Origin of the sequence: Candidatus Palauibacter sp. (assembly GCF_965216145.1) — a bacterium.
Lineage (GTDB): Bacteria > Gemmatimonadota > Gemmatimonadetes > Palauibacterales > Palauibacteraceae > Palauibacter.
The window spans coordinates 2,838,433-2,860,621 of the sequence record NZ_OZ244149.1 but is presented as its reverse complement, the minus strand read 5'-3'; the positions used below and the strand labels follow the sequence as shown (position 1 = coordinate 2,860,621).

16 protein-coding genes and 1 CRISPR repeat array are annotated in these 22,189 nt (G+C 68.7%); of the genes, 6 read left to right on the top strand and 10 right to left on the bottom strand.

Features of this window, described 5'->3' with window-relative positions; genetic code table 11:
• The first annotated feature begins 10 nt into the window (after window positions 1-10).
• From ACOOHF_RS12180 to ACOOHF_RS12155, 6 genes are all read left to right on the top strand, one after another.
• The gene (locus tag ACOOHF_RS12180; RefSeq protein WP_420461889.1) at window positions 11-559 is read left to right on the top strand and encodes a LemA family protein; all 549 of its coding nucleotides are present in this window, start codon (window positions 11-13) and stop codon (window positions 557-559) included.
• Window positions 556-2,361: a DUF2207 domain-containing protein gene (locus tag ACOOHF_RS12175; RefSeq protein ID WP_420461888.1), complete on the top strand. Its 1,806-nt coding sequence runs from the start codon at window positions 556-558 to the stop codon at window positions 2,359-2,361. The genes ACOOHF_RS12180 and ACOOHF_RS12175 overlap by 4 nt, the downstream gene beginning before the upstream one ends.
• Before the next feature lie 60 nt (window positions 2,362-2,421).
• The gene (locus ACOOHF_RS12170; protein WP_420461887.1) at window positions 2,422-2,892 is read left to right on the top strand and encodes a redoxin domain-containing protein; all 471 of its coding nucleotides are present in this window, start codon (window positions 2,422-2,424) and stop codon (window positions 2,890-2,892) included.
• Window positions 2,893-3,025: 133 nt separating this feature from the next.
• Window positions 3,026-3,370 carry a 4a-hydroxytetrahydrobiopterin dehydratase gene (locus ACOOHF_RS12165; RefSeq protein ID WP_420461886.1) on the top strand — a complete coding sequence of 115 codons (345 nt, stop codon included), beginning with the start codon at window positions 3,026-3,028 and terminating at the stop codon, window positions 3,368-3,370.
• Window positions 3,371-3,387: 17 nt separating this feature from the next.
• The gene (locus ACOOHF_RS12160; protein WP_420461885.1) at window positions 3,388-4,617 is read left to right on the top strand and encodes a succinylglutamate desuccinylase/aspartoacylase family protein; all 1,230 of its coding nucleotides are present in this window, start codon (window positions 3,388-3,390) and stop codon (window positions 4,615-4,617) included.
• 10 nt (window positions 4,618-4,627) lie between these two features.
• Window positions 4,628-7,864, top strand: coding sequence for a hypothetical protein (locus ACOOHF_RS12155; RefSeq protein WP_420461884.1), 3,237 nt, complete (start codon window positions 4,628-4,630; stop codon window positions 7,862-7,864).
• 308 nt (window positions 7,865-8,172) lie between these two features.
• Window positions 8,173-12,731: direct repeats of the CRISPR family, unit length 28 nt; unit sequence GGCCTATCCCCGCCCGCGCGGGGGAGCC.
• Between the two features lie 46 nt (window positions 12,732-12,777).
• On the opposite strand, the gene cas2e is transcribed toward ACOOHF_RS12155, so the two are convergent.
• The 10 genes from cas2e to ACOOHF_RS12105 are packed head-to-tail and all read right to left on the bottom strand — an operon-like array spanning window position 12,778 to window position 22,178.
• Window positions 12,778-13,125: a type I-E CRISPR-associated endoribonuclease Cas2e gene (gene cas2e / locus ACOOHF_RS12150; protein WP_420461883.1), complete on the bottom strand. Its 348-nt coding sequence runs from the start codon at window positions 13,123-13,125 to the stop codon at window positions 12,778-12,780.
• Between the two features lie 5 nt (window positions 13,126-13,130).
• Window positions 13,131-14,012 (bottom strand): type I-E CRISPR-associated endonuclease Cas1e, encoded by an 882-nt coding sequence (gene cas1e / locus ACOOHF_RS12145; RefSeq protein ID WP_420461882.1) that lies wholly within the window; start codon window positions 14,010-14,012, stop codon window positions 13,131-13,133.
• Between the two features lie 6 nt (window positions 14,013-14,018).
• On the bottom strand, window positions 14,019-14,804 hold the full coding sequence (locus ACOOHF_RS12140; RefSeq protein WP_420461881.1) for a type I-E CRISPR-associated protein Cas6/Cse3/CasE: 786 nt from the start codon (window positions 14,802-14,804) through the stop codon (window positions 14,019-14,021).
• Complete coding sequence (gene cas5e / locus ACOOHF_RS12135) at window positions 14,801-15,505, bottom strand: type I-E CRISPR-associated protein Cas5/CasD (RefSeq protein WP_420461880.1); 705 nt, start codon at window positions 15,503-15,505, stop codon at window positions 14,801-14,803. The genes ACOOHF_RS12140 and cas5e overlap by 4 nt, the downstream gene beginning before the upstream one ends.
• 8 nt (window positions 15,506-15,513) lie before the next feature.
• The gene (gene cas7e / locus ACOOHF_RS12130; RefSeq protein WP_420461879.1) at window positions 15,514-16,638 is read right to left on the bottom strand and encodes a type I-E CRISPR-associated protein Cas7/Cse4/CasC; all 1,125 of its coding nucleotides are present in this window, start codon (window positions 16,636-16,638) and stop codon (window positions 15,514-15,516) included.
• A complete protein-coding gene (locus ACOOHF_RS12125) occupies window positions 16,635-17,204 on the bottom strand; it encodes a type I-E CRISPR-associated protein Cse2/CasB (RefSeq protein ID WP_420461878.1) in 570 nt (189 codons plus the stop codon). Before ACOOHF_RS12125 ends, cas7e begins: the two co-directional genes overlap by 4 nt.
• The gene (gene casA / locus ACOOHF_RS12120; RefSeq protein WP_420461877.1) at window positions 17,194-18,786 is read right to left on the bottom strand and encodes a type I-E CRISPR-associated protein Cse1/CasA; all 1,593 of its coding nucleotides are present in this window, start codon (window positions 18,784-18,786) and stop codon (window positions 17,194-17,196) included. Before casA ends, ACOOHF_RS12125 begins: the two co-directional genes overlap by 11 nt.
• A gap of 54 nt (window positions 18,787-18,840) precedes the next feature.
• Window positions 18,841-21,489: a CRISPR-associated helicase Cas3' gene (cas3, locus tag ACOOHF_RS12115; protein WP_420461876.1), complete on the bottom strand. Its 2,649-nt coding sequence runs from the start codon at window positions 21,487-21,489 to the stop codon at window positions 18,841-18,843.
• 40 nt (window positions 21,490-21,529) lie between these two features.
• Window positions 21,530-21,871 (bottom strand): DUF86 domain-containing protein, encoded by a 342-nt coding sequence (locus tag ACOOHF_RS12110; RefSeq protein WP_420461875.1) that lies wholly within the window; start codon window positions 21,869-21,871, stop codon window positions 21,530-21,532.
• On the bottom strand, window positions 21,861-22,178 hold the full coding sequence (locus ACOOHF_RS12105; protein ID WP_419935102.1) for a nucleotidyltransferase family protein: 318 nt from the start codon (window positions 22,176-22,178) through the stop codon (window positions 21,861-21,863). The genes ACOOHF_RS12110 and ACOOHF_RS12105 overlap by 11 nt, the downstream gene beginning before the upstream one ends.
• Between the last annotated feature and the right edge of the window lie 11 nt (window positions 22,179-22,189).

The following is a 22,189-nucleotide window of genomic DNA, read 5'->3' as shown; positions in this document are numbered from 1 at the left end:
GGAGAGGTCCATGTTGTGGTTCCTGATCATATTGGCGGTGATCGCGTTCGTCCTCATCGGCATGTACAACAGCCTCGTTCGGCTGCGCGTGCGGGTGAACAGCGCGTGGGCCGACATCGATGTACAACTCAAGCGCCGGTGGGAACTCATCCCCAACCTCGTGGAGACGGTGAAGGGCTCCGCCGGACACGAGCGCGAGACGCTGCAGCAGGTGATCGAGGCCCGGAACCGGGCCATGGGAGCGCAGAGCCCGGGGGAGGCGGCCGCCGCGGAGGAGGTGCTGACGGGGTCGCTCGGGAGGCTGTTCGCACTCTCGGAGGCCTATCCGCAACTGCGGGCGGCCGAAGCGTTCACCGGGCTCCAGGGTTCCCTCGACGAGATCGAGGAAGCCGTCCAGAACGCGCGACGCTACTACAACGCGGTCGTACGCGACTACAACACGAAGACCCGGGTCTTCCCGACCAACCTCCTGGCCAGGCTCTCGGGCCACCGGCCCCGGGAGTTCTTCACCCTCGACGACGAGCGCCAGCGCGAGGGGCCGCAGGTGAGCTTCTCGTGAAGAAGCGATGCCCGAGGCGCGCGGCGGGCGGGGCGGGCGAAGCGACGCTCGTCGCGGCGGTTGCGTTCCTCGGCCTCGCGTGCTCCTTCCCTGCCCCGACAGTCGCGCAGGACGGCCGTTCCTGGCGGCTGGAGAGCTTCCACGCCGACATCCGGGTCCTGGAGAGCGGCACGATCGAGGTGACCGAGACGATCCGTCCGAGCTTCGAAGGCCGGTACAACGGGATCTTCCGCACCATCCCGCTCGAATACCGCGGCTACGGGCTGCGACAGGGGTTTCGGCTCTCCGTCGAATCGGTGACCGACGAGGCGGGGAACGCCCTCCGGTACGAGGCGGATCGCGACGGCAGCTATCTCGAGATCAGGATCTGGATCCCCGACGCCGAGGACGCGGTCCGCACCGTCCGGCTCGCCTATGAGGTGCGGCAGCGGCTCCTGTTCCACGACGCGGACGAGGATGAAGAAGGCGTCGTCGAAGCGTACGACGAGCTGTACTGGAACGTGACGGGGACCGAGTGGCCGGTCCCGATCGATGCGGCGAGCGCCACGGTGCGGCTTCCGGCCGCCGCGACAGGCGTCCGCGCCCACGCCTTCACCGGCGGTTACGGCTCGACGGGGCAGGACGCGGTCGTCGAGGTCGCGGGGGCTCGCGTCGATATACGGGCCGACCGGCCCCTCGCCTTCCGCGAAGGGCTCACGATCGGGATCGGCTGGGATGCCGGCGTCGTGGAGCGGCCCACGGCCATCGGCCTCGCCTCGACGTACCTGTTCGCGAACTGGCCGCTCTTCCTCCCCTTCTTCGCCTTCGCCTTCATGTACCGCCGGTGGAACGAGCGCGGTCGCGACCCGGAGGTCGGGTCCATCGAACCGCGCTACGAGCCACCCGAGCAACTGACCCCCGCCGAGGTCGGCGTCATCATCGACAATCGGGCCGACCTGCGGGACATCACGGCCACGCTGGTGGATCTCGCGGTCCGGGGCCACATGACGATCGAGGAGGTGGAAGAGAAGCAGATGCTGGGCCTGCTCACCGACAAGGACTACGTCTTCCGCCGCACCGACGCCGACGGGGGGACGCTGGCCCCGCACGAATCCGCGCTCCTGGAGGCGGTGTTCGATGGTCGACGCACCCGCAGGCTCTCGGAGCTGAAGGACCGCTTCTACAAGGATCTGCCGCGCCTGAAGTCGCAGCTTCTCGCGACGCTCATCGAGCACGGCGTTTACTCGGAGTCGCCCGCGAGGGTGGCCGGCAAGTACGTGGGGCTCGGGTTCTTCGTCGGCATCGCCATCTTCTTCGGCGGACAACTCGTGGAGCGGACGCTCCTGCTCGCACCGCTCGCCATCATGCTGGCCGCGACCTTCTCCGCCCTCGTCATCATCGGGTTCGGCTGCTTCATGCCCGCGCGCACGAAGCGCGGGACCGAATTGCTGCGCCAGGTGAAGGGGTTCGAGGAGTTCCTCACCCGGGTCGAGGGCGAGCGCTACCGGCGGATGATCACCGGTCCGGAGATGTTCGAGAAGTACCTCCCGTACGCGATGGCGCTCGGCGTCGCCGGGCAGTGGGCGCGCGCCTTCGCGGACCTGTACCGCGAGCCGCCGGACTGGTATCGCGGGCACGCCTTCCAGGCCTTCAACGCCCACGTCTTCGTGTCCAGTCTCGAGGGCATGTCGGTGGAGACACACGGCGTCATGCAGTCCGCCCCGCGCAGCGCCGGACCGCGGAGCGTCGGAGGCTCGAGTTTCTCCTCCGGAGGAGGGTTCTCGGGGGGTGGCTTCGGGGGTGGCGGCGGAGGCGCCTTCTAGAGGCACGTTCCAGAGGCACGTTCCAGAGGCAGGTGCCTGGAATCCGGGAGAGGAGAATTCATGCGGATTTCGGTCGGTGACCGGGTGGAACCGTTCACGCTCGCCCACGAGGCCGGAGGCACGATCGACCTGGCGGACCATCTGGGCCGCGAGCGGATCGTCCTCCTGTTCTTCCCGTTCGCCTTCACATCGGTCTGCACCGCGGAACTCTGCCGGTTCCGGGACGACTGGCCGGCGTTCGCGGCGCTCGATGCGGCGGTGTTCGGGATTTCGGTGGACAGTCCCTTCGTCACGTCCCGCTTCAGGGCCGAGGAAGACATCCCGTTCCCCATCCTGTCCGACTTCAACCGCACCGTTTCGCGAGACTGGGGCGTCCTGTACGAAGAGTTGATGGGGCTCCGGGGGGTCGCGAAGCGGGCGGCGTTCGTCATCGGCAGGGACGAAAAGGTGGCGTACGCGTGGGTATCGGAAGACCCGCGCGTGGAGCCGGACTACGAGGAGGTCCGGCAGGCGGTCGCCGACTCGGCCTGACGCGCCCCGACGCGTCCTGACGCCCCGCCCCCCCCGTAAGCGTTGCGTCGCCGCGCCGATGCGGCAATTCTTATCTGTCTGTCCCCCTTCACGTTCGGGGACGCCGCCGGGGAGCAGCCACGGAGATCAACCCATGTCGATACCGCTCGCTCAGCAGCAGTGCATCCCCTGCCGGGGGGGCGTTCCCCCGCTCGAAGGTCCGGCGCTCGAGACACTGGCCGAGGAACTCGGGGGCGGATGGCGCGTCATCGACGGGCACCACCTCGAGAAGGAGTACCGCTTCCCGAACTTCGTCACGGCGCTCGCGTTCGTGAATCGGGTCGGTGGACTCGCGGAGGAGCAGAACCACCACCCGGACCTGTTCCTCGCCTGGGGGCGCGTCGTCGTCCGCATCTGGACGCACAAGATCGACGGGCTGACCGAGAGCGACTTCGTCTTCGCCGCGAAGACGGAAACGCTCGAGCAACCGCAGGCGTGAAATGCGCGACCTCCTCGTTGGCCACTGACGAGCAGGGAGACGCCGGGCGTCGGGTCGGCTCGTATCGAGGTGGCGAACCGGGCCCCCTCCTCCTCTGTATCGCCTCCCTGCACGGGAACGAACCCGGGGGCGGCACGGCGCTGGAACGGGTGCTGGGCGAACTCTCCGCGAGCCGCCTCCCGATGCGCGGCGACCTGGTGGGACTGCGGGGCAATCTGCGGGCGCTGGGGGCGGGGAGGCGGTACATCGATGAGGACCTGAACCGGATCTGGCAGCGTGACCGCGTGGAGGCGGTTCTCGCATCGCTGCGGCAGGGGGAGACGGCCGGCGGCGGCGCGGCTCGCGACGGGGACGAACTCCCGATGGTGGGGAGCGCCGAGCTTCTGGAACAGCGGGACCTGCTGGCGGCCATCCGGGACGAGAGCCGGCGCGCCCGCGGGCCGGTCTACGCGCTGGACCTCCATACGACATCGTCGGACAGCGCGCCCTTCACGACGGTCGGCGACACGCTCCAGAACCGGGAACTCGCGCTCCGGCTTCCGGTCCCGGTGATCCTGGGGCTGGAGGAACAGGTCGAAGGCGCCATGCTCCAGTACTTCGACCGCCTGGGCTGGCGAAGCATCGGCTTCGAGGCCGGACGGCACGAGGCACCTTCGTCCGTCGAGGCACACGAGGACGCGGTGTGGATCCTGCTCGATGCGCTCGGACTGCTCGAGGCGGGGAGCACACCGGGGTCGGCGGAGCGTCGAGGTCGCCTGGCCCGTCACGCGGAGGGCCTCCCGCGCGTGCTGGACGTCCGCTACCGGCACGCCGTCTCGGAGGAGGACGGGTTCCGGATGCACTCGGGGTTCACGAACTTCGACCGCATCGAGGCCGGCGAGGAGCTCGGCGTGGACCGGGCGGGTCCGGTTCGGGCGGTGCGCGCCGGCCGCATCCTCCTCCCTCTCTACCAGCGGCAGGGGGACGACGGGTTCTTCATCGTGCGGCGGCTGGCCCCGGCATGGCTGGTCGTTTCCCGGTTCCTGCGCCTCATGGGGGCGGACCGTCTCGCGATCTGGCTCCCGGGCGTCCGGGCGCACCCGGAGCGGAGCGACGCCATCGTGGTGGCGCGCCGGGCGCGTAACCGGACCGTGATCGGGCTCCTGCACCTTCTCGGGTTCAAAGCCCGGAGCGAGGGCGGCGGCGGGGTCATGGTGCGGCGCCTCGAGGGGCCCGGGCGCGAACCGGAGACGGACCTGCACGGTTAGCGAGCGTCCGGTGCCCGGCCCGCCGCCGCCGAGAGGAGCCCGCGCGGCCCGCGTCGCGCTCGTGGTCGCCGCGGCCGGGTGGGTCGCGGCCTGCGGGCCGGACAGTACTTCGCCGGAGCCCGGCGAGAACCGGCGCCCGTTGACGGTGGACGCGATCCCCGCGCTGGATCTTCCCCTGCGGCAGCTCGCGAACGTGGACGTGGCCCCATACTTCCGCGATCCGGACGGCGGCGCCCTCGCGTTCACGGCGCGGTCGTCGGATGCCGGCGTGGCCCGGGCGTCGGTCTCGGGGAGCGTGGTGACGCTGGAGGGGGTCGGGAGCGGCGCGGTGGATGTCGCGGTGACGGCCACGGATCCGGACGGGCTCTCGGCCACGCAGCGCTTCGAGGTCACGGTGGGGGCGGCGCTCGCGCTCGCGTTCGGCGTCGCGCAGGCGCGCGAGGGGGGCTCGGCGTTCCTGGACGTCGTGCTGGGCGAGCCCGCGGCGGCGCCTCTCACGGTCCGTTACACGCTGGGCGTGGACGATTCCCGTCTCACGGACGACGCGGATACGGCGGACTACCTGGCGAGCGATTCGGGCTCGGTCGCGGTGCCGGCGGGGGCGAGCCGGGCGAGGATCGAGATCGCCATCGCCGACGACGACGAAATCGAGCCGCCGCGCGAGGTCCTCACCGTCGCGCTGGAGCGGCCCGGGAACGGGACCGGCTACGTGCTGGCCTCACCCGCGGCCGCGGTGGTCGTGATCCGGGAGGGCGTGTGCGACCGGACGCCGGCGGTACGGGACGGCATCGTCGAGCGCCTCCGGGCCGACGGCTGCTCCGATCCCGACGCTCAGGACCTTGCCGGGCTCAAGTCGCTGGGGCTGCAGCGGACCGAAGGTGACCCGGTCTCCGATCCGGTCGACCTCCTCACCGAGTTGCGCGAGGACGACTTCAGGGATCTCACCGGTCTTGAGTGGCTCTCGCTCGCGGGCCACCGGCTGACCCGGCTGCCCGCGGCGGTTTTCTCGGGCCTGACCAGCCTGGAGGTGCTGAATCTGGCGGGAAACGACATCGCGGAACTCCCGCCGGGCGTGTTCGCGGGCCGGCACCGGCTGCAGTGGCTCTCCCTGTTCGACAACCGGCTGGAGGAACTGCCGCCGGAGGTGTTCGCGGGGCTCGCCGCGCTCAAGGAACTGTATCTGGACGACAACGAGTTGACAGGGCTCCCCCCCGGCGTGTTCTCGCGCCTCTGGCGTCTGGAGCGGGTGGGCCTGGCGGCGAACCGGGTGAGCTTCGCGTTCACGGTGGAGTTGGCGCGGACGTACGACGCGGACGCGACGGCGGGGGGTCCGGTGACGCTGGAGGCCCGACTCCTCGAGGGCGCTCCGTTCGCGATGAGCCTGCCGCTGTGGGCCCGGGGAGGGACGCTCTCCATCGATTCGGTACTGCTTCGGGCCGGGGCGACGGCGAGCGCGAGCGTGACCCTGACGCCGGACGCGACCTCGAGCGCGCCCATCTCGGTGACGCTCGGGACGCGCGCCGCGCTCTCGCAGCTGTGCCTCGATCGCTGCGACGGCTTCGACATCGTCGCGGGCCATCCGCTGGTGGTGGCGAATCCCGCCGAGGTGGAGGTGTCGGTGCCGACCGTCTATCTCACCCAGGCGACGCAGAACAGGAGCGGGGGCGTCCCCCTCGTCGCGGGGCGCCGCGCGCTCCTTCGCGCCTTCGTGACCGCGGACGAGGCAAACAGCTTTCGGCCGGCGGTGCGGGCCATCTTCTTCCGCGGCGAGGACGAGATTCATCGGGTGACCCTCGAGCCCCCCGTCGGCGGCATCCCGCGCGAGGTCGACGAGAGTCTTCTCGACCGGTCCTTCAACGCCGTGATCCCCGGGGACATCCTCGCACCCGGGGTGAGTCTGGTGGTCGAACCGGACCCGGAGGGGGAAGTGCCGCTGGCGCCTTCGAGTCGTCCGCGGTTTCCGGGCGAGGGGCGGCACGACCTCGACGTGCGGGAGGTACCGCCGCTGCGGGTGACGCTCGTCCCCGTGCAGTACCTGTCGGAGGACAACCGGGGAGTGAACGAGGGGGTGGCGGACTTCGCGGCGGAGCTGGCGGCCGCGGCGGCGGGGGCCGGCTCGCCGACCTCCTCGAGCGTCCTGAGGTACGCCCGCACCGTGCTGCCTGTGCGGGATCTCGAGGTGTCGCTGCGGGAGCCCTACTTCACGTGGGCGGACACGACGGTCGATGGGGTCGCCGGACTCCTGCATGAGATCGAACTGCTCCGCACCATGGAGGCGGGAGACACGGACGAACACTACAGCGGTCTGTTCGGGGTACCGGCCCCGCTCTCGCGGCACCCCGACGCGTTCTGGATCGACGGCCAGGGGCTGCTCGGGGGACGGACATCGCTCACGGGCTCCCACGACGCCGACGGGCGGCTGCAGAAGGCGCGCCGCCTGCAACTGGTGTTCGCGCACGAACTGGGCCACAACCTGGGCCGCCCGCATACGCCCTGCGACGACCCCGTGGCCGACCCCGGACAGGTGGACGCCGACTATCCCCACGTCCGCGGGACTCTCGGCGCCTGGGGTCACGATTTCGGGGACGCGGAGGGTCCCGGACTCGGCCATCTGTTCGATCCGGAAGGATACCGGGACCTGATGTCCTACTGCCATCCCCAGTGGATCAGCGACTACAGCTTCACGAGGATGCTGGAGTTCCGCCTCGCGGGCGCCGCGCGGCTGGCGGGCGGGCGGACGGCGCGGGACCTCACCCGCCCGCGCGATCTCACGCCTGCGCGGGACGGCGCCGCTCGCCGCGGGACCGTGCTCCTCCTGTGGGGCGGCGTCCGGAACGGGGCGTTGCGGCTCGAACCGGCCTTCGCGCACCCAGCGCCCGCGCGCCTGCCGTCAGCCCCCGGCCCCTACCGACTGTCGGGGCTGGACGCGGCCGGGCGGCGCCTCTTCTCCCTGAGCTTCGCGCCGGACCCGATCGATGGGGCGAACCGCGCGTTCACCTTCGCGATCCCCTTCGACCCGGCCTGGACCGAGGCGCTGGACCGCGTCACGCTGACGGGGCCCGAGGGCGCGGTGACGCTGGACCGTGGGCGCGGGGGCCGGGCGGCGCTGATCGTCGACCGCGCCACGGGCCGCGTCCAGAGCATCGTCCGCGACGGGGCCGGACCGCTCGCGGAGGCGCTGGTCCCGGGGGCAGCCGGGCTGGAGTTTCGCCGCGGCCTTCCCCGCTCGCCAACTTTTTCCAACTAGGACCTATCCCCGCCCTGCGCGGGGGAGCCAGCTTGCCGAGGCTGAGGACCGACGGCCGCGTGGGCCTATCCCCGCCCGCGCGGGGGAGCCCCTGCCCGGCCATGTCACCATCCGGACCCAATAGGCCTATCCCCTGTCAATGGCCATCGAAAATATGACACTTCTGGCCGTGGAAAATGGGACACTTTTCGGAACGCGCCGCGGAGGGACCGGAGCGGAGCGTTCCGAGAGGATCTGGTCGGCGCGCATCACCGAGTCCCTCCGTGTTCCGAGCGCTCCGTCGACCCCGCCTACCGCGCGCAGCTGCAGGCCTATCCCCGCCCGCGCGGGGGAGCCCCCCGTGGATGCCGGAGTACACGTCCAGTCGGGGGCCTATCCCCGCCCGCGCGGGGGAGCCGATTGCACCTACACCGACTGCGCGCCTGACTGCGGCCTATCCCCGCCCGCGCGGGGGAGCCCCGGTCCCCCATACATCCATCTGTGCTGCAAGCGGCCTATCCCCGCCCGCGCGGGGGAGCCCTGACTAAGGAGGCTCGTCACCAGGCAGACCTCGGCCTATCCCCGCCCGCGCGGGGGAGCCGCCTGGGGACTCATCTCGGAAGTTCGGCTCGAGGCCTATCCCCGCCCGCGCGGGGGAGCCCTCTCATCCACGCCGACATCCGCGACATCGAACGGCCTATCCCCGCCCGCGCGGGGGAGCCGCCCGGGACCGGCACCCGCACGTCTCTCCCGACGGCCTATCCCCGCCCGCGCGGGGGAGCCCATGGCTTGGCGGCTTTCTTCGGGCCCCGCCGCGGCCTATCCCCGCCCGCGCGGGGGAGCCACCCCCGCTTTCTTGAGGCAGTCGTGAATGGGCGGCCTATCCCCGCCCGCGCGGGGGAGCCCTCGAGCGCCCAGGCGGCCGGCGCCCAGATGAAGTGGCCGCCCAGCATCCGGCCTATCCCCGCCCGCGCGGGGGAGCCGGAGCCGCGCCCGCCTTACGCGGATCTCGTGATGGCCTATCCCCGCCCGCGCGGGGGAGCCAGCTCCACCCCGGGCCCGACGAACACGCAACGGGGCCTATCCCCGCCCGCGCGGGGGAGCCGTGGACTGGCCGGTCGTCGTCGGCTCGCGGACAGGCCTATCCCCGCCCGCGCGGGGGAGCCCACGAGGTCCGACCACTCCGGGCGAGTGAGCCCGGCCTATCCCCGCCCGCGCGGGGGAGCCCTGGAAACCCATAAGACGCTACGCCACAACGAGGGCCTATCCCCGCCCGCGCGGGGGAGCCCGTCGGACTTCGAGGGGTGTAGGACGGCTAGGAGGCCTATCCCCGCCCGCGCGGGGGAGCCCCATCCAGTACAGCGATAACCATCGAAACGAGGGGCCTATCCCCGCCCGCGCGGGGGAGCCTCCCTGCTCCCCGTTTTGGCCCGCTTCGGGTGGGGCCTATCCCCGCCCGCGCGGGGGAGCCATCGGTTCGCCCAGGACGGACGGCGTCATCGTGGGCCTATCCCCGCCCGCGCGGGGGAGCCCTTTACGCTGGTCGTCCCCGGGATCCGCTACGGGGCCTATCCCCGCCCGCGCGGGGGAGCCGGGCAGCCCGCCTTGACGAACGGCTCGATCAGCGGCCTATCCCCGCCCGCGCGGGGGAGCCAAGCGTCGCCGACTCAGAAGCATGTAGCGCACGGGCCTATCCCCGCCCGCGCGGGGGAGCCCTTTTCCCTTGTCTCTGGATGTCTTGCCCATCGGGCCTATCCCCGCCCGCGCGGGGGAGCCGCCGCGGACAGGGCTTCGAGCGCCTTCCTCACGGGCCTATCCCCGCCCGCGCGGGGGAGCCTAGATGGTGACCATGTCGTCTTCGTAGTATGGGGGCCTATCCCCGCCCGCGCGGGGGAGCCACCCGGGCCGGGATCATCATCAGGTCCTTCGGCGGCCTATCCCCGCCCGCGCGGGGGAGCCCCACACCCGGGAGACCCGCTCAGCGTCATGACCGGCCTATCCCCGCCCGCGCGGGGGAGCCGGTCGAGGAGGGCGGCGATGGCGACAACTTCGAGGCCTATCCCCGCCCGCGCGGGGGAGCCCGAGCCTGACGATGGCGGCGAAGCGATCTCCGGGGCCTATCCCCGCCCGCGCGGGGGAGCCTGCGTCGATGCCGGGGTCGGTATCTCCGTATTGGGCCTATCCCCGCCCGCGCGGGGGAGCCTCGAGGAGGATCGGCGTCCCGGCCTCGTCGTACGGCCTATCCCCGCCCGCGCGGGGGAGCCCGCTCCTGAAGGTGCTCGATCACGTCCGTGACGGGCCTATCCCCGCCCGCGCGGGGGAGCCGTCATCGTGGACTCCGTTGAGTGAGTGGGTGAGGGCCTATCCCCGCCCGCGCGGGGGAGCCGAGTCGCGTCCAGCGGAAGAACACGATCCCGCGGGCCTATCCCCGCCCGCGCGGGGGAGCCCGGATCGCCGACCGACCCGTCCCCGGAGACTGGGGCCTATCCCCGCCCGCGCGGGGGAGCCACGCTTCGCATCGTGGTCGAGCAGGAGCGATCGGGCCTATCCCCGCCCGCGCGGGGGAGCCGCGCCAGTGTCCACGGGGACGGCCGGCTTGAACGGCCTATCCCCGCCCGCGCGGGGGAGCCGGCCGCGGGCTGTACTGAACTACATCCATGTCCGGCCTATCCCCGCCCGCGCGGGGGAGCCTTCTGGACCAGAGCCATCCCCGTGTACTTGGGAGGCCTATCCCCGCCCGCGCGGGGGAGCCTGTCACGTTTCTGGCCTTGCGACCTGTCTAGGGGGCCTATCCCCGCCCGCGCGGGGGAGCCGCTCCTCAGCGGAGACCCTCAGCGCGATGGTGAGGCCTATCCCCGCCCGCGCGGGGGAGCCTGCTCGAGATCCCGGAGGTCACGTTCCCAACGGGGCCTATCCCCGCCCGCGCGGGGGAGCCTGCTCGACAGGGCATCGCCCGGTAACTCAACGCGGCCTATCCCCGCCCGCGCGGGGGAGCCGAGACCCAGCGTCCAATCACTTCACGATTCTCGGGCCTATCCCCGCCCGCGCGGGGGAGCCGAACTGCGGCACACTGGCGCGCCCCGGCAGGAGGGCCTATCCCCGCCCGCGCGGGGGAGCCCCTTGAAGAGTGTGACTGCCTTGTTGGCTGACGGGCCTATCCCCGCCCGCGCGGGGGAGCCCCGAGCAGCGCATACCGCGCGTACTCGGTCCTGGGCCTATCCCCGCCCGCGCGGGGGAGCCCACGCTCCAGCTTGCCGTCTCCACCCCGGACAGGGCCTATCCCCGCCCGCGCGGGGGAGCCTGGATGCGCGGGCCGGAGCGCGACCTGATCCGGGGCCTATCCCCGCCCGCGCGGGGGAGCCTCGCCATCATCCATCGTGGTGGCGGCGGGATTGGGCCTATCCCCGCCCGCGCGGGGGAGCCTACCCCACCAGCGCGATGGACTCTCCGCAGACGGGCCTATCCCCGCCCGCGCGGGGGAGCCGCAGGCAGTCACTGTGTCCATCGGGATCGTGAGGGCCTATCCCCGCCCGCGCGGGGGAGCCACCCGGCCCCGATCCGGCACCGTGCGGAGCAGCGGCCTATCCCCGCCCGCGCGGGGGAGCCTACAAGGGGGCCGTCCCTCCATCTCTCCATACGGGCCTATCCCCGCCCGCGCGGGGGAGCCTTCTCCAGCCAGATGTTGCCGCTGTACTGCGGGGGCCTATCCCCGCCCGCGCGGGGGAGCCAAAAGGGGGAACAGTATGACCGACCCAATCAGCGGCCTATCCCCGCCCGCGCGGGGGAGCCCCGTCGGGACGTCCTCGAACGGCGGGTCGAACGGGCCTATCCCCGCCCGCGCGGGGGAGCCCGGGCGAGGGAACGAGACCCTATCAAATGACGCGGGCCTATCCCCGCCCGCGCGGGGGAGCCGATGGCGGTCACGGCGTTGGCTGGGATGGCGTGGGCCTATCCCCGCCCGCGCGGGGGAGCCACTTCCCTCGCACCGCGTGTCGAGTCATGAGATGGCCTATCCCCGCCCGCGCGGGGGAGCCGGTCCGCTGGGCCGTGCTGACACGACCATGCAGGGCCTATCCCCGCCCGCGCGGGGGAGCCCGAGGTCGCCATCCTCGAGCGACCCGATGGAGCGGCCTATCCCCGCCCGCGCGGGGGAGCCCCCAGCTAACGGTTTTGCCCGGATTTCTAACGGGGCCTATCCCCGCCCGCGCGGGGGAGCCCACACAACGCTCTACAACCCCTCTCTACTCTACGGCCTATCCCCGCCCGCGCGGGGGAGCCTCTCGCGTACGGTGTCGGCGCTGAGTGTGACGGGGCCTATCCCCGCCCGCGCGGGGGAGCCGTTCGGTGTCTGCTTGGCACTCAATGCCGGGAGGGCCTATCCCCGCCCGCGCGGGGGAGCCGGCTTGAAACCGTTAGAAATCGGGCGAAAACCGGGCCTATCCCCGCCCGCGCGGGGGAGCCTGTCACCAAACGACTTGCCGAAATACCTAACGGGGCCTATCCCCGCCCGCGCGGGGGAGCCCCTCCCGCAGCGCGGCGAAATAGCGGTCCGCCAGGCCTATCCCCGCCCGCGCGGGGGAGCCCCGCATAAGCGCCCGCCCGCACCTGCCGCCAGCGGCCTATCCCCGCCCGCGCGGGGGAGCCTGACCCACCGACGCACCAGCATCCGACGAATAGGGCCTATCCCCGCCCGCGCGGGGGAGCCACGAAAGAGCTCTGGGCCGCCCATGTTGCCCGGGGCCTATCCCCGCCCGCGCGGGGGAGCCGGCTTCTTGGGCCGTGACGCGGCGCGCCACCGCGGCCTATCCCCGCCCGCGCGGGGGAGCCGATATCGGGCTGGCGGTGGGCGAGACGATCAGCGGCCTATCCCCGCCCGCGCGGGGGAGCCTCTTTATGTGCAAATCATTCGAAGCTATTGTGTAAGGTTTTCCGTTTCATTCCGAGTCGGGGTCTTCTAGCGCACAAAGCGCGAGTTCGGACTCGTCGGGCGGGCCATGCCTGACGAGGAGCACTCCATCCGCATCCCAGATTTCCTTCGGAGGGTCTCCCAGTTGGTGGATCCTGAGCTTACCAGGGGCAGAAGCATCGGGGTACAGCATCGTTATCGCACCGCGTCCGAGAAAACTGAACCACTTGGTCAGTACCGCCCATATCCGCTCGCGGACACCTTTGGAGATGTCCGAACCGACGTAGACGCCAGGAGCCACTTCGAGCATCACGGATGCGAGGAAACCCCGATACCGAGCTTCGACATCTCGCGTCACCACCACAGTCGCTGGCATTTGACTCAGTCCGGATTGTCGGGAAACAGTTCTTTGATCCGGGCGATCATCTTGGGGATAGTTCCAGTTCTACTGAGGGTGGCTCCGGTTTCCTTTCTGGCCAGTCGCTCTATATCCGCGTACGCCCCTCGAGCGGCCTGCTTGGCTGCGCGAAACGCGGCCGGAATCAGGACCGAATCGCGAAAAAGGTCGGCAATGTCGAGGACGAACGATTGGCTGGCTTCTTCGTGGATGAAGCCGAGTTGGGGGATCGTCGCGGTCGCCGCAACCGCAACCGCCGCCGCTGCCTCTACCGCGCTTGAGGCGTGGTTTAGCGCTTGATTCGGCACGTCGGCGGCGGCCGGCCGCTGTCGATTGTAGCGACGCCCGCGCCACTCAATGCCCACCTGCTGCGCGATGAGGCGGTATGTCTCCCTCATGCGTGCCCCCTCCATGCCTCGCAGGGCAGAAATGCTGTGGTGGGGGAACACCTCTCCAAGGCGCCAGGCATACATACGCCGGGCCGTGTCCAGGCGGACCTCCTGATCCGCCCAGTATCGAGCCTGGATCCTCGCAAGGCCGGACCGACCGGAAATCAGCGGCGGTGCGGTGTACATTCGAACCCCGTCAACCCCGACGGCCGCGAGAGCGGTACCGTGCCGCGCAAGGAGCCGGAGCGCGTCGTGGCTGACCGTCGAACCCGGCCCCAGAAGGATCATCGAGACACCCTGGAACGGAATCGTGTAACGTCCCGGCTCCATCGCATCACTCGACGAGGCCATCTCCACCCGTTCGAAAGATAGCGTACCATCTCGTACGGTGAGCGCCCCCCGGGCTAGCCATAGTAGTCCGTGTCTATCAGCATGCGGGATCCGAGCTGTATCGAGCCCCAAGCGTCCGATCAGCATGAGCAGCTATCCGCTTCGGGGAGACGTGTCCGGCGGACGGACGATCAACATGCCGTAACCGTAGGCCCGGTGTCTCCCGACACCTTTGGCGAGTGTGGCGGCGAAGGCCGCAGGATCCTCGACGACACACTCGCCGTGAAGGACGGAATCGGGCCCCTCTGGACCACACCCATCGCCGCGGATGACCCGGAGCCGGCGGAAGGACGCAAGGCGGCACGAATGAAGGTCCACCGCCGCTGCGCCCGTGAGCCGTTCTGCCAACCACTTGGCGTAAACTTCCTCGCGGGAGATGCCCGCCTCTGGAGCCACCTCCCGATCTTTCCATCCGTTGGGAGATCGGCGTAACAACTCCAGTCTGAAGGCGTCGATTTCGCTCCCCTTGCGGATCACCTTAGCCGATTGAGAGTCCGGCAGGTTTTGAGCGAGTCTACGTACGGGGCGAACGCGAATATCGAACCCCAAACGTTGTCCGACCGAGAAACGCGCGGGCATTGGCTTTGCCCGGAGTCCGGCAACATCGATGACTTCAAGGCAGTCTGGCGGTGCAGCCACCTCCGAAACAGCCCGAAGGGTCCTCTCCTCCAGGTCCGAATATGCGTAGAGAGTGGCCTCTTGGGCCCTCGACGGTCGGAAGGTTCGGAAGGGCTGCAACACGCCTTTGCCGAAGACGCCGCTCAGCAGAACGTGGAGCGCGTATCCCTCATCGAAGACCCCCTGCCTCATGAGGCGTCGTCTGCCGCTCCACTGACCCAGCGCCGCATAGCTGAAGGGCAGATACACCATGTGCGTCATCGCGGGTTCTCCCGTCCAGCTACACGGCCCATGCAGACGCGCCGCGCTCCGCCGTGCAGGCCGCCGCCCGCCCAGTTCCGTTCATCGGTAATGAGTCTTGTCGCGTGCGCCCCTTCCGGAGTCTCCGCGTGTGGCCAGATCGCGTAGCACTCCCTGCCGACCGGAAGGACCGCACTGAGTGCGGAGCGTGCATCGGCCTCGGCCACCCAAGTGCGAAAGATCTCGGCCGAGGGGAGGCACGGCTTCCGGCCCAGGAACAGCGGGCGGGCGGGCCGTTTCAAGGCGTCCGCGAGTTGTTCCAGCGTCGGCGTCGACTCGGCAGGGTCAAGACGCACGACGAGGGAGAGCCGCAGGTCCGAGTGGTAATCCCGCCAGCGCTGGTGTGCCCCCGAATAGGTTTGAGCACCACCCGCGCGTCCCATCGGCATCCCCCTCGTCGTCCAAGCCCTGTCAGCCTTGCCGAGTTGCGCTGTCTGGTAGTCTGTGACGCGCCGCAAATCTGGATCCTCGTCATGCGCGGCGGCGAACACGATGCGGTCCTGCAGCACTTGGTGCTCCGCCTTCATGGCACGTGTCCAGCCGAGCGCGTTTCCGAAGAGCCCTGTAAGCATGGACTGGGCGGGAAAGTCGCGTATCACCCCACGAGCATCGATCGCCTCTCCTCCGAACGAGGCAAGGGGTGCTTCGAATCTCAAGTGCATCCACCGCATCACGCGTGCCCTCGTTCCATGACGTCGGCCGCCCAATCCGCGAGCCCCGTGAGTGAGATGAGTTCGGCACGGGGCATTGCCGCTCGGTTGAGACTCATGGCCCTCCTCGCCTCACCCGTCTCATACGTCTCGTCGAGACGCTCGAGGTGCCCGCTCAGAGCGCTCTCGGCGGCCTGGGTCGTAGCGCGGCAGGGACTCCGAAAGGCCTCCGCGAGACTGCGCGGTTGACGGTCGCCGGCTTCCGCCATCAGCCAACTCGCGTAGCCGTAGGGCGCGGTCGAACCCAGCTTGGCTCCGGGCGTCACGGTGGCGATGAGGTGGATGAGGCGCCGGCATACCTCACCCGCCATCTCGCTGTCGCCGGCCAGGTTCCTAAGCAGGATGTCCCGGTCGACAACGACGTATCCGTAGAACAGGCCGCACGTGAGTTCCGTCTCTCCGATGTGGTCGGCCCCGGGGTCATCCTCGATCCGACGAAGATCGTCGACCACCGTGAAGTAGTCGCTCTCGCTCTCTTCGCGGTGCACCGTGAAGGCGTGGGCGACATGCACGGCGGCGTCGATGTTCGCTTCCACATCGGAAGTGACCATCCGACCGAAGAGCGCCGCCACGAGTCCGCCAGGCAGGCGGCACTGTTCTCTCATGGCCTTCATGTTCTGGCGGGAATCCTTCACCCACGACTTCGCGGCGGCCTTCGCCTCGGACGCGGGGAGTGCCGCGATGCGGCTTGCCTCCTTCGCGAGGAATTCAATCTCGGGCGCGCCCAGGAGGAGCGGCTGGCGGTTGCTACGCTGGTCCCCCTTGTCCCCGTAAACGGCGGTCTGGAAGGCCTTCTCCACGGCTTTTGCCACATCCTCATCGTGATCGGCTTCGCGCAGTGGTCGCATGACCTCCAACGTGACGATCTCGCGCGATCGCGTGGCGGTGGGGGCACCATCGATCCGGGTCAGCGCATGTACGCTGTCTGCGACCCGCCAGTGCCGCTTCAGACACTGCGAGGAGATGCGGGTGCGCATCCACCCGCCGTATTCGATCCTTTTTGCCAGCCCGGAATCATCGCGGTTGAGCAGCACCGCGGAGTAGCCGTGCAAGCTGTGGATCTGGATGAAGCGGGAAGCGGTCATTGGCTGGTTTCTCCTGTTTGTGTGTCCTTCGCCTTGGAGGCGATCCGGTAGTAATGACGAGCGATCCAATGAGCTTGGCTCTTGTCGTTCTCCCGGAGCATGAAGTTCGCGAGGGTGCGTAGGTCGAACCTGACCGACTCCTTCCCGGAGAGCCGTCGGCAGGTGCGGACCGCCAGATCACGACGCATCTCGCCACGAGCCGAGAGGAGTCGTGCAAGTCGCAGCTCGGATATGTTGGCCTCGGCGAGCGCCGCGCCCATCGGCTTGCTTCCGTCGTGTGCGGATCGCCTCTTCTCGTCGCCCCCTCTTGGCGTGAGTATCGCGATCGCCTGCATGATCGCGGCCCACCGGGGCAGGTCGCCGGCCGCCCTCCCCTCAATTCCGTTGTCCGCCATCAACTGCCAAAACGCCGCGCTCCCTTCGCCTTCCAGAGGCCCCCGGCGGAGCGCCGCCGCCGGCCCCGGCTTGAGACGCGCTATCTGGGCGGCTAAACGGACAATCGTCAAACCGAAATCGGCGCTACGATCCTCCGGTTCAAGTGCCGACGGAACAGGTTCAAGTGTCATGCGACTTCTCCTTTGGTCCGGTCTCGAAGATGTCCGGTTGGTCGCTGAAGACGCTGTCGGCGCGCCGCAGACGCCAATGAAATGCGCTCCTCGCGCGAGCTTCGGCCCGATATCGCTGTATGGCCGGGCAGGGAACCGCGCTGATGGCCTCCCTCAGCAAGGCTTCTCCGTGTCTGATGAGCCGTCGTGCGAAGTGGCAGCGAACAGCGGCTCGAACGTCCTCGGCAACCCCGAAGCGCGCTTGGAGGGCCTCGAAGAAGTGAGCATCGGCAAGCGCTTCGAGCCTCCGAGCGTACGGAACGCCCCGCTGCCGATCGGTTCTTCCCAGCGCGCTCGCTTCCTTTCCACCGCTTGCGGCGATGGCAATGCCGAAGCGCAGTGCGAGGATGACCTCCTGGATCTCGCCGATCTGAGCTCTTGCAAGTTCATCGAGGGTATCGCGCTCCTCACCTCCCCGCAGCAGGGAACGGGCGAACCGGGGAGCGAAGACGATATCTGCCCGTTCGTGATACCCCTCCGTCTTTCCCTGACCCGCCGCGACGCCCCGGGCTACGAGACGCCAAGGACCGTCGTCCGCTGAGCCCGTGGACATCGCTGGCGAAAGCCGGAAGGCGTCCTGGTCGAGGACCAACTTCGCCAGCCGGTCATAACGAAAACCCGCGCCGGTGATCGAGAGCGCCTTCGTCTCCCCGTCAATCGCGACGGGGGTCCAATGATCGCCCAAGTCACCCTTTGCCTCAGCCGCCGCGATTCTGCGCGTCTTTGAGGTAGCGGTGCGGGCGACAATCCTCTCGCCTCGCCTCATCAACCGAACGCGACGGCATATCTCGATGAAGTGGGGATCGAGATCGGTGAGCTTGAGGGAAACCGTACCATCCCACGGCTCGATCCACACCAGCCCGATACCATCCTCGGGTGAGTAGTATTCTTCGTACCAATCGAGCACCTTGGATCGCTGCTCGATCATCTGACGGATGTCGTGGGCGAGATGTGCGCCGAGCCCCCCCTCGGCCGGCGCAAGCCCCAGGCAGGGCCGAGAGGAGTATCCCCCGTTCATCCGCGCGATCCCGTGGTTCCCGGCACCAAAGTACCCACCCATCGTTTGCAGACTCACGAGGGAGAAAACCCAATCGTCGGCCTTCCCGTCAGTCTCGACGGACGATTTCAAATCGTGGTTCTTGGAGGTGACAAGCACATCCAGATCATCCGGTGCCGCCAGCAGTTTCTTGTACGCCGCAAGCCCTCCGGGGGCAGGGCACTGTAAGAAGGCCGGACGCGACGAGTCGCTGACGATGAGTCGCCACGGCTCGTCGTCAGGGAAGCCTGAGGTCAGCTCACGGAGGAGTTGTCGCCACTCGTCCGCGAGTCGAGGCGGTTCCTGTCGCCCGGCGCGTGTGAGGGCCAGGACGGCCAGTTGCGCGAGGAAGGCGTGCCACGCGTGCCGCTGATGCGGCCGCAGCGCGGGGAAGGACTCGACGCGATCGGCAATCAACGCTTCGTACACGCCCGGGATCGACTCGATGGTTCCCGAGCCGTCCACGGCGCGGAAGCGAATCAGCCGTTCCGTGAGCAGATTGGTCATCGGCGCTCTCCTCGACGACGATATCCATGCGTTCTCAAGTTCCGTTCTCGACCATCAGGCTTGTCTCCCCTCAGTCTCCGGCCTGATCCCGCTCCGATCGTATCGGAAAACTCGCAATCCTACACGAAGGAGTAGTCCGCCTTCGGTCTGGTCGAGGTTTGCTGACTCGATCTCGTCGCGAGACGGGAAACCGGGCGGCTTGCGGAACAGGTGTGCCGGCAGGTTGAAAGTCTTGACCGGTCGACCGAACGGCCCGTTGGCGGGCTCGGAGAGTCTAATGCGCGGACCGTCCTCGCCCAAGCGAGTGCGCACGGCCTCGTCCAGCGGAGAGAACTCGAGGTCCGCGAATCGCCCGCGTCGATCAAGCACATGTGCCTTGGCCGTCAGTTGTTCCGCCGCCGCTCGACCTACGGCTTCATTCGCCTGATCCAGCCAGCGGCTGCCCAACTCCTCTTCGAGAGCCGCGAGCCGTTCCGGGTGGGTCGCTTCCTCCACCAACTCCCGGTTCGTTTCGGGGATCGGCCACTCGGGTCGCTTCTCGATCAGCCTCCGGGTTAGCTCCAACACCCGGAGGTCCCGATAGATGCCCCCGTTCCTGGACATGCCCAGACCGTATCGGAGGAGCTCCCCGTCGAGGCCCGAGTCCAAACCCTCTTCAGGCACCAGCACAACGCAGCGTGGGCCGGCGAAGCCAGCCGGTCTCTCCGTGTCCGCGTGTCGGTGAATCCTGCCGATTCGCTGGAGGAGAACATCTACGGGACAAAGGTCGGAGATGAGCAGGTCAGCATCGATGTCCAACGACTGCTCCAGGGTCTGCGTCCCGATCACGACCCGCCCGCCCGCTGCCCTTCCTTTCCCCAGTGTCTTCTCGACGGCACCATCGAGCAGCCGCCGGTCCTCCACTGCGAAGCGGCTGTGATGGACGGCGGGAGAGTCTTCCACTTGAAGGCAAAGCCCCTGTCCTCCCTGTGCGCAAACCTCGGCAAAGACGGCCTGCGCCTGCTTCACGGTGTTCCGGACGACTAGCACCTTGCCCCCCTGCTCCGCCTCGCGGAGCGCCCGGGCCGCAATGCGGGGCGCCTGGCCCAGGATCGGCTCGGCCGTCATCGCAACCCGCTTGGTGTATCCCGTGTGCTCGAAACTCTGGACGAAGGAGGTCTGATCTCGTCGAGCCAGTGTCAGCGCAGGGTAGGACTCGGACTTGGCCTGCTGGATTCCGGGCGGGACCCGACGCCGGGTGGCGTTCCTCACCAGCGCATCTCGTGCCTTGGAACCGAGGGTAGCCGACATCAATAGCGCCTGGCCACCCAGCGCGAGGTGGTCGCGGAGCACTGTCCGGAGTATCTCCGTCATGTAGACATCGCTCGCGTGAACCTCGTCAACCACGAGGAGGCTTCGAGCAAGCGAGGCGCCTCGAAAGTGGGCCCACTTGACCTTAAGACCGGCCAGCAACGCCTGATCGACTGTCCCCACCCCCACGGTCGCGGTCAGGAACTTTCGAGCGCTTTCGGCTGACCAGCGCGCTCGCAGCGTCGTCTCGCCGGGATCGTCTCTCCATTCGACGTCGAACCGACCCACCCGCTTCCCGCGCGTTTCTCCAACCTTGAGATAGCCTGGTACCGCCAAGACGGTCTCTAGATGGGCGCGGCTTGGGAACAGCCGCCGCAGCGCCGTGTGGACTCGTCGATGGAGTTGAAGCGCGGCGGCGCGGGTAGGGAGGGCAAAGTACAGACCGTCGACCCGTCCGGCTCTCCACAGCTTGGCGAAGCGTATCAGGGCTGCCTCCGTCTTTCCCGACCCTGTTTCGCTCTCCAGGATCAGTAACGGGCAGTCGATCGGAGCGTCGGCTACTGCTCGTTGCAGGGGCCTCGGGCAATCGAAATCGAAGACTCTCCGGTAGTCCCCGGTCGTGGCAAAGTCCGCGGCTGTGGCCTCATCGGCCCAACCATCTCGTCGGAAACCCGACTCGGCCATCGCTCGGCGTGCCCGTTGGCGGGCTTGCTCCAAGTAGTGGGGATCGGCTGTCGGGCAGAACGGGAAGAACTCCTCGTTCGACCCCAACTGGTCGGCGAGCGTCAGGACTCCTGCGAATAGATGTGCCAAGGCCGGCGAGCGCGGGAGATCCAGACCCGTCTCGAACGCCTGCGGGAACCATTCGCGCCCGCGCCGAGCCAACAACTCCGCGCCCGCGATCGGGTCGTAGTCGCCGAACGGGCGCCAGATGGGGTCGGGACCTCGCGCGGAAACCGAAGATCGCGCCGGAATCCCGTGATGGGCCAGTGCTGCTCGGAGGTATTCTTCCAGCGCTTCCGCGCCCCAGGCGGCCATGCCTAGAAGACCGAGGGCCTCGAGGACTTTCATGCGTTCACACGCCCAGAGCCCAGCCTTGATGTGAGGGACCTTCTCCGGCGCGCCAGAATCCTTTAGGACGGAGAATTGAAACCCAACGTTTAACTTGCCCAGGTCGTGCAGGAAGGCGATCACGGTCAGACGGGCTTCCGTGAGGCGCGTGAAACCCTCCTCGCCAGCCGCGAATTCGAATCGGCCCCGTAGGACCGGGTCTCGCAGCAGGGCCTCGAAGCACGCCGCAACATCGGCCGAGTGGTGCTCCAAAGGGTGGAACTCGCCTGTTCCGTCGCGAAACTTGCCCCAAGCGGGCTTCGGACTACAGTCGCGCCAGCGGCGCGGTGCTTCTCCACTCATTCGGGCGTGAAAGCCCGTAGCCTGAAGGGATAGTTCCCCACTACGCTTCTTCCGGCGGCGCCAACGGCTCAATGAGCGATATCAGGTTCGGGATGTCTCGTTGGACCGTTTCCCACAGCAGTTCTACATCCACCTCAAAATAGGCATGCACGAGTCGGTTCCGCATGCCGACGATCTCGAGCCACGGGATCTCGGGATGCATTTCTCGTGTCTCGGCGCTGACCCGGCTCGCAGCCTCGCCGATGATCTCGATCGCCTTGATGATCGCGTGTTGGTGCAGCTTGTCATGTTCGAACTTTCCGAAGGTCAAATCCGAAGCGAACTCTTCGGCGTCACGCGCTGCCAACAGCATATCCAGAAGGTAGGCGTCGTCATCCCGCATAGACGGTCTTTGCCGATCCGAGGATCGCCTCTCGCCGCAGGTAGTTTCGACTTCTCTCGATGGCCCGTCGCTCCAGAAGGTCCGCTCGGCGCCCGAACAACTCGCTCAACTCTTCCTCGATCCGAACCATGTCCATGAGGGTCCGCCGGGCCGAGGAGTGGAAGGTCACGAGGACATCCACGTCGCTCTCCGGTCCGAAGTCTTCCCGCACGACGGAGCCGAACAACGCCAGTTCGGCGATCCGCCACCGCTTGCAAAGCGCGACGACCTGATGCTGCGGAACGTCTATCCCACCCAGGATCTTCATGGCTCGATGGT

Coding starts and splice junctions, on each gene's coding strand:
- ACOOHF_RS12105 (WP_419935102.1), bottom strand. CDS start 22,178: ATGAAGATCCTGGGTGGGATAGACGTTCCGCAGCATCAGGTCGTCGCG.
- ACOOHF_RS12165 (WP_420461886.1), top strand. CDS start 3,026: ATGTCGATACCGCTCGCTCAGCAGCAGTGCATCCCCTGCCGGGGGGGC.
- ACOOHF_RS12180 (WP_420461889.1), top strand. CDS start 11: ATGTTGTGGTTCCTGATCATATTGGCGGTGATCGCGTTCGTCCTCATC.
- ACOOHF_RS12170 (WP_420461887.1), top strand. CDS start 2,422: ATGCGGATTTCGGTCGGTGACCGGGTGGAACCGTTCACGCTCGCCCAC.
- cas7e (WP_420461879.1), bottom strand. CDS start 16,638: ATGACCGCTTCCCGCTTCATCCAGATCCACAGCTTGCACGGCTACTCC.
- cas1e (WP_420461882.1), bottom strand. CDS start 14,012: ATGCTGATCGGACGCTTGGGGCTCGATACAGCTCGGATCCCGCATGCT.
- ACOOHF_RS12125 (WP_420461878.1), bottom strand. CDS start 17,204: ATGACACTTGAACCTGTTCCGTCGGCACTTGAACCGGAGGATCGTAGC.
- casA (WP_420461877.1), bottom strand. CDS start 18,786: ATGACCAATCTGCTCACGGAACGGCTGATTCGCTTCCGCGCCGTGGAC.
- cas5e (WP_420461880.1), bottom strand. CDS start 15,505: ATGCACTTGAGATTCGAAGCACCCCTTGCCTCGTTCGGAGGAGAGGCG.
- ACOOHF_RS12110 (WP_420461875.1), bottom strand. CDS start 21,871: ATGCGGGATGACGACGCCTACCTTCTGGATATGCTGTTGGCAGCGCGT.
- cas3 (WP_420461876.1), bottom strand. CDS start 21,489: ATGAGTGGAGAAGCACCGCGCCGCTGGCGCGACTGTAGTCCGAAGCCC.
- cas2e (WP_420461883.1), bottom strand. CDS start 13,125: ATGCCAGCGACTGTGGTGGTGACGCGAGATGTCGAAGCTCGGTATCGG.
- ACOOHF_RS12140 (WP_420461881.1), bottom strand. CDS start 14,804: ATGACGCACATGGTGTATCTGCCCTTCAGCTATGCGGCGCTGGGTCAG.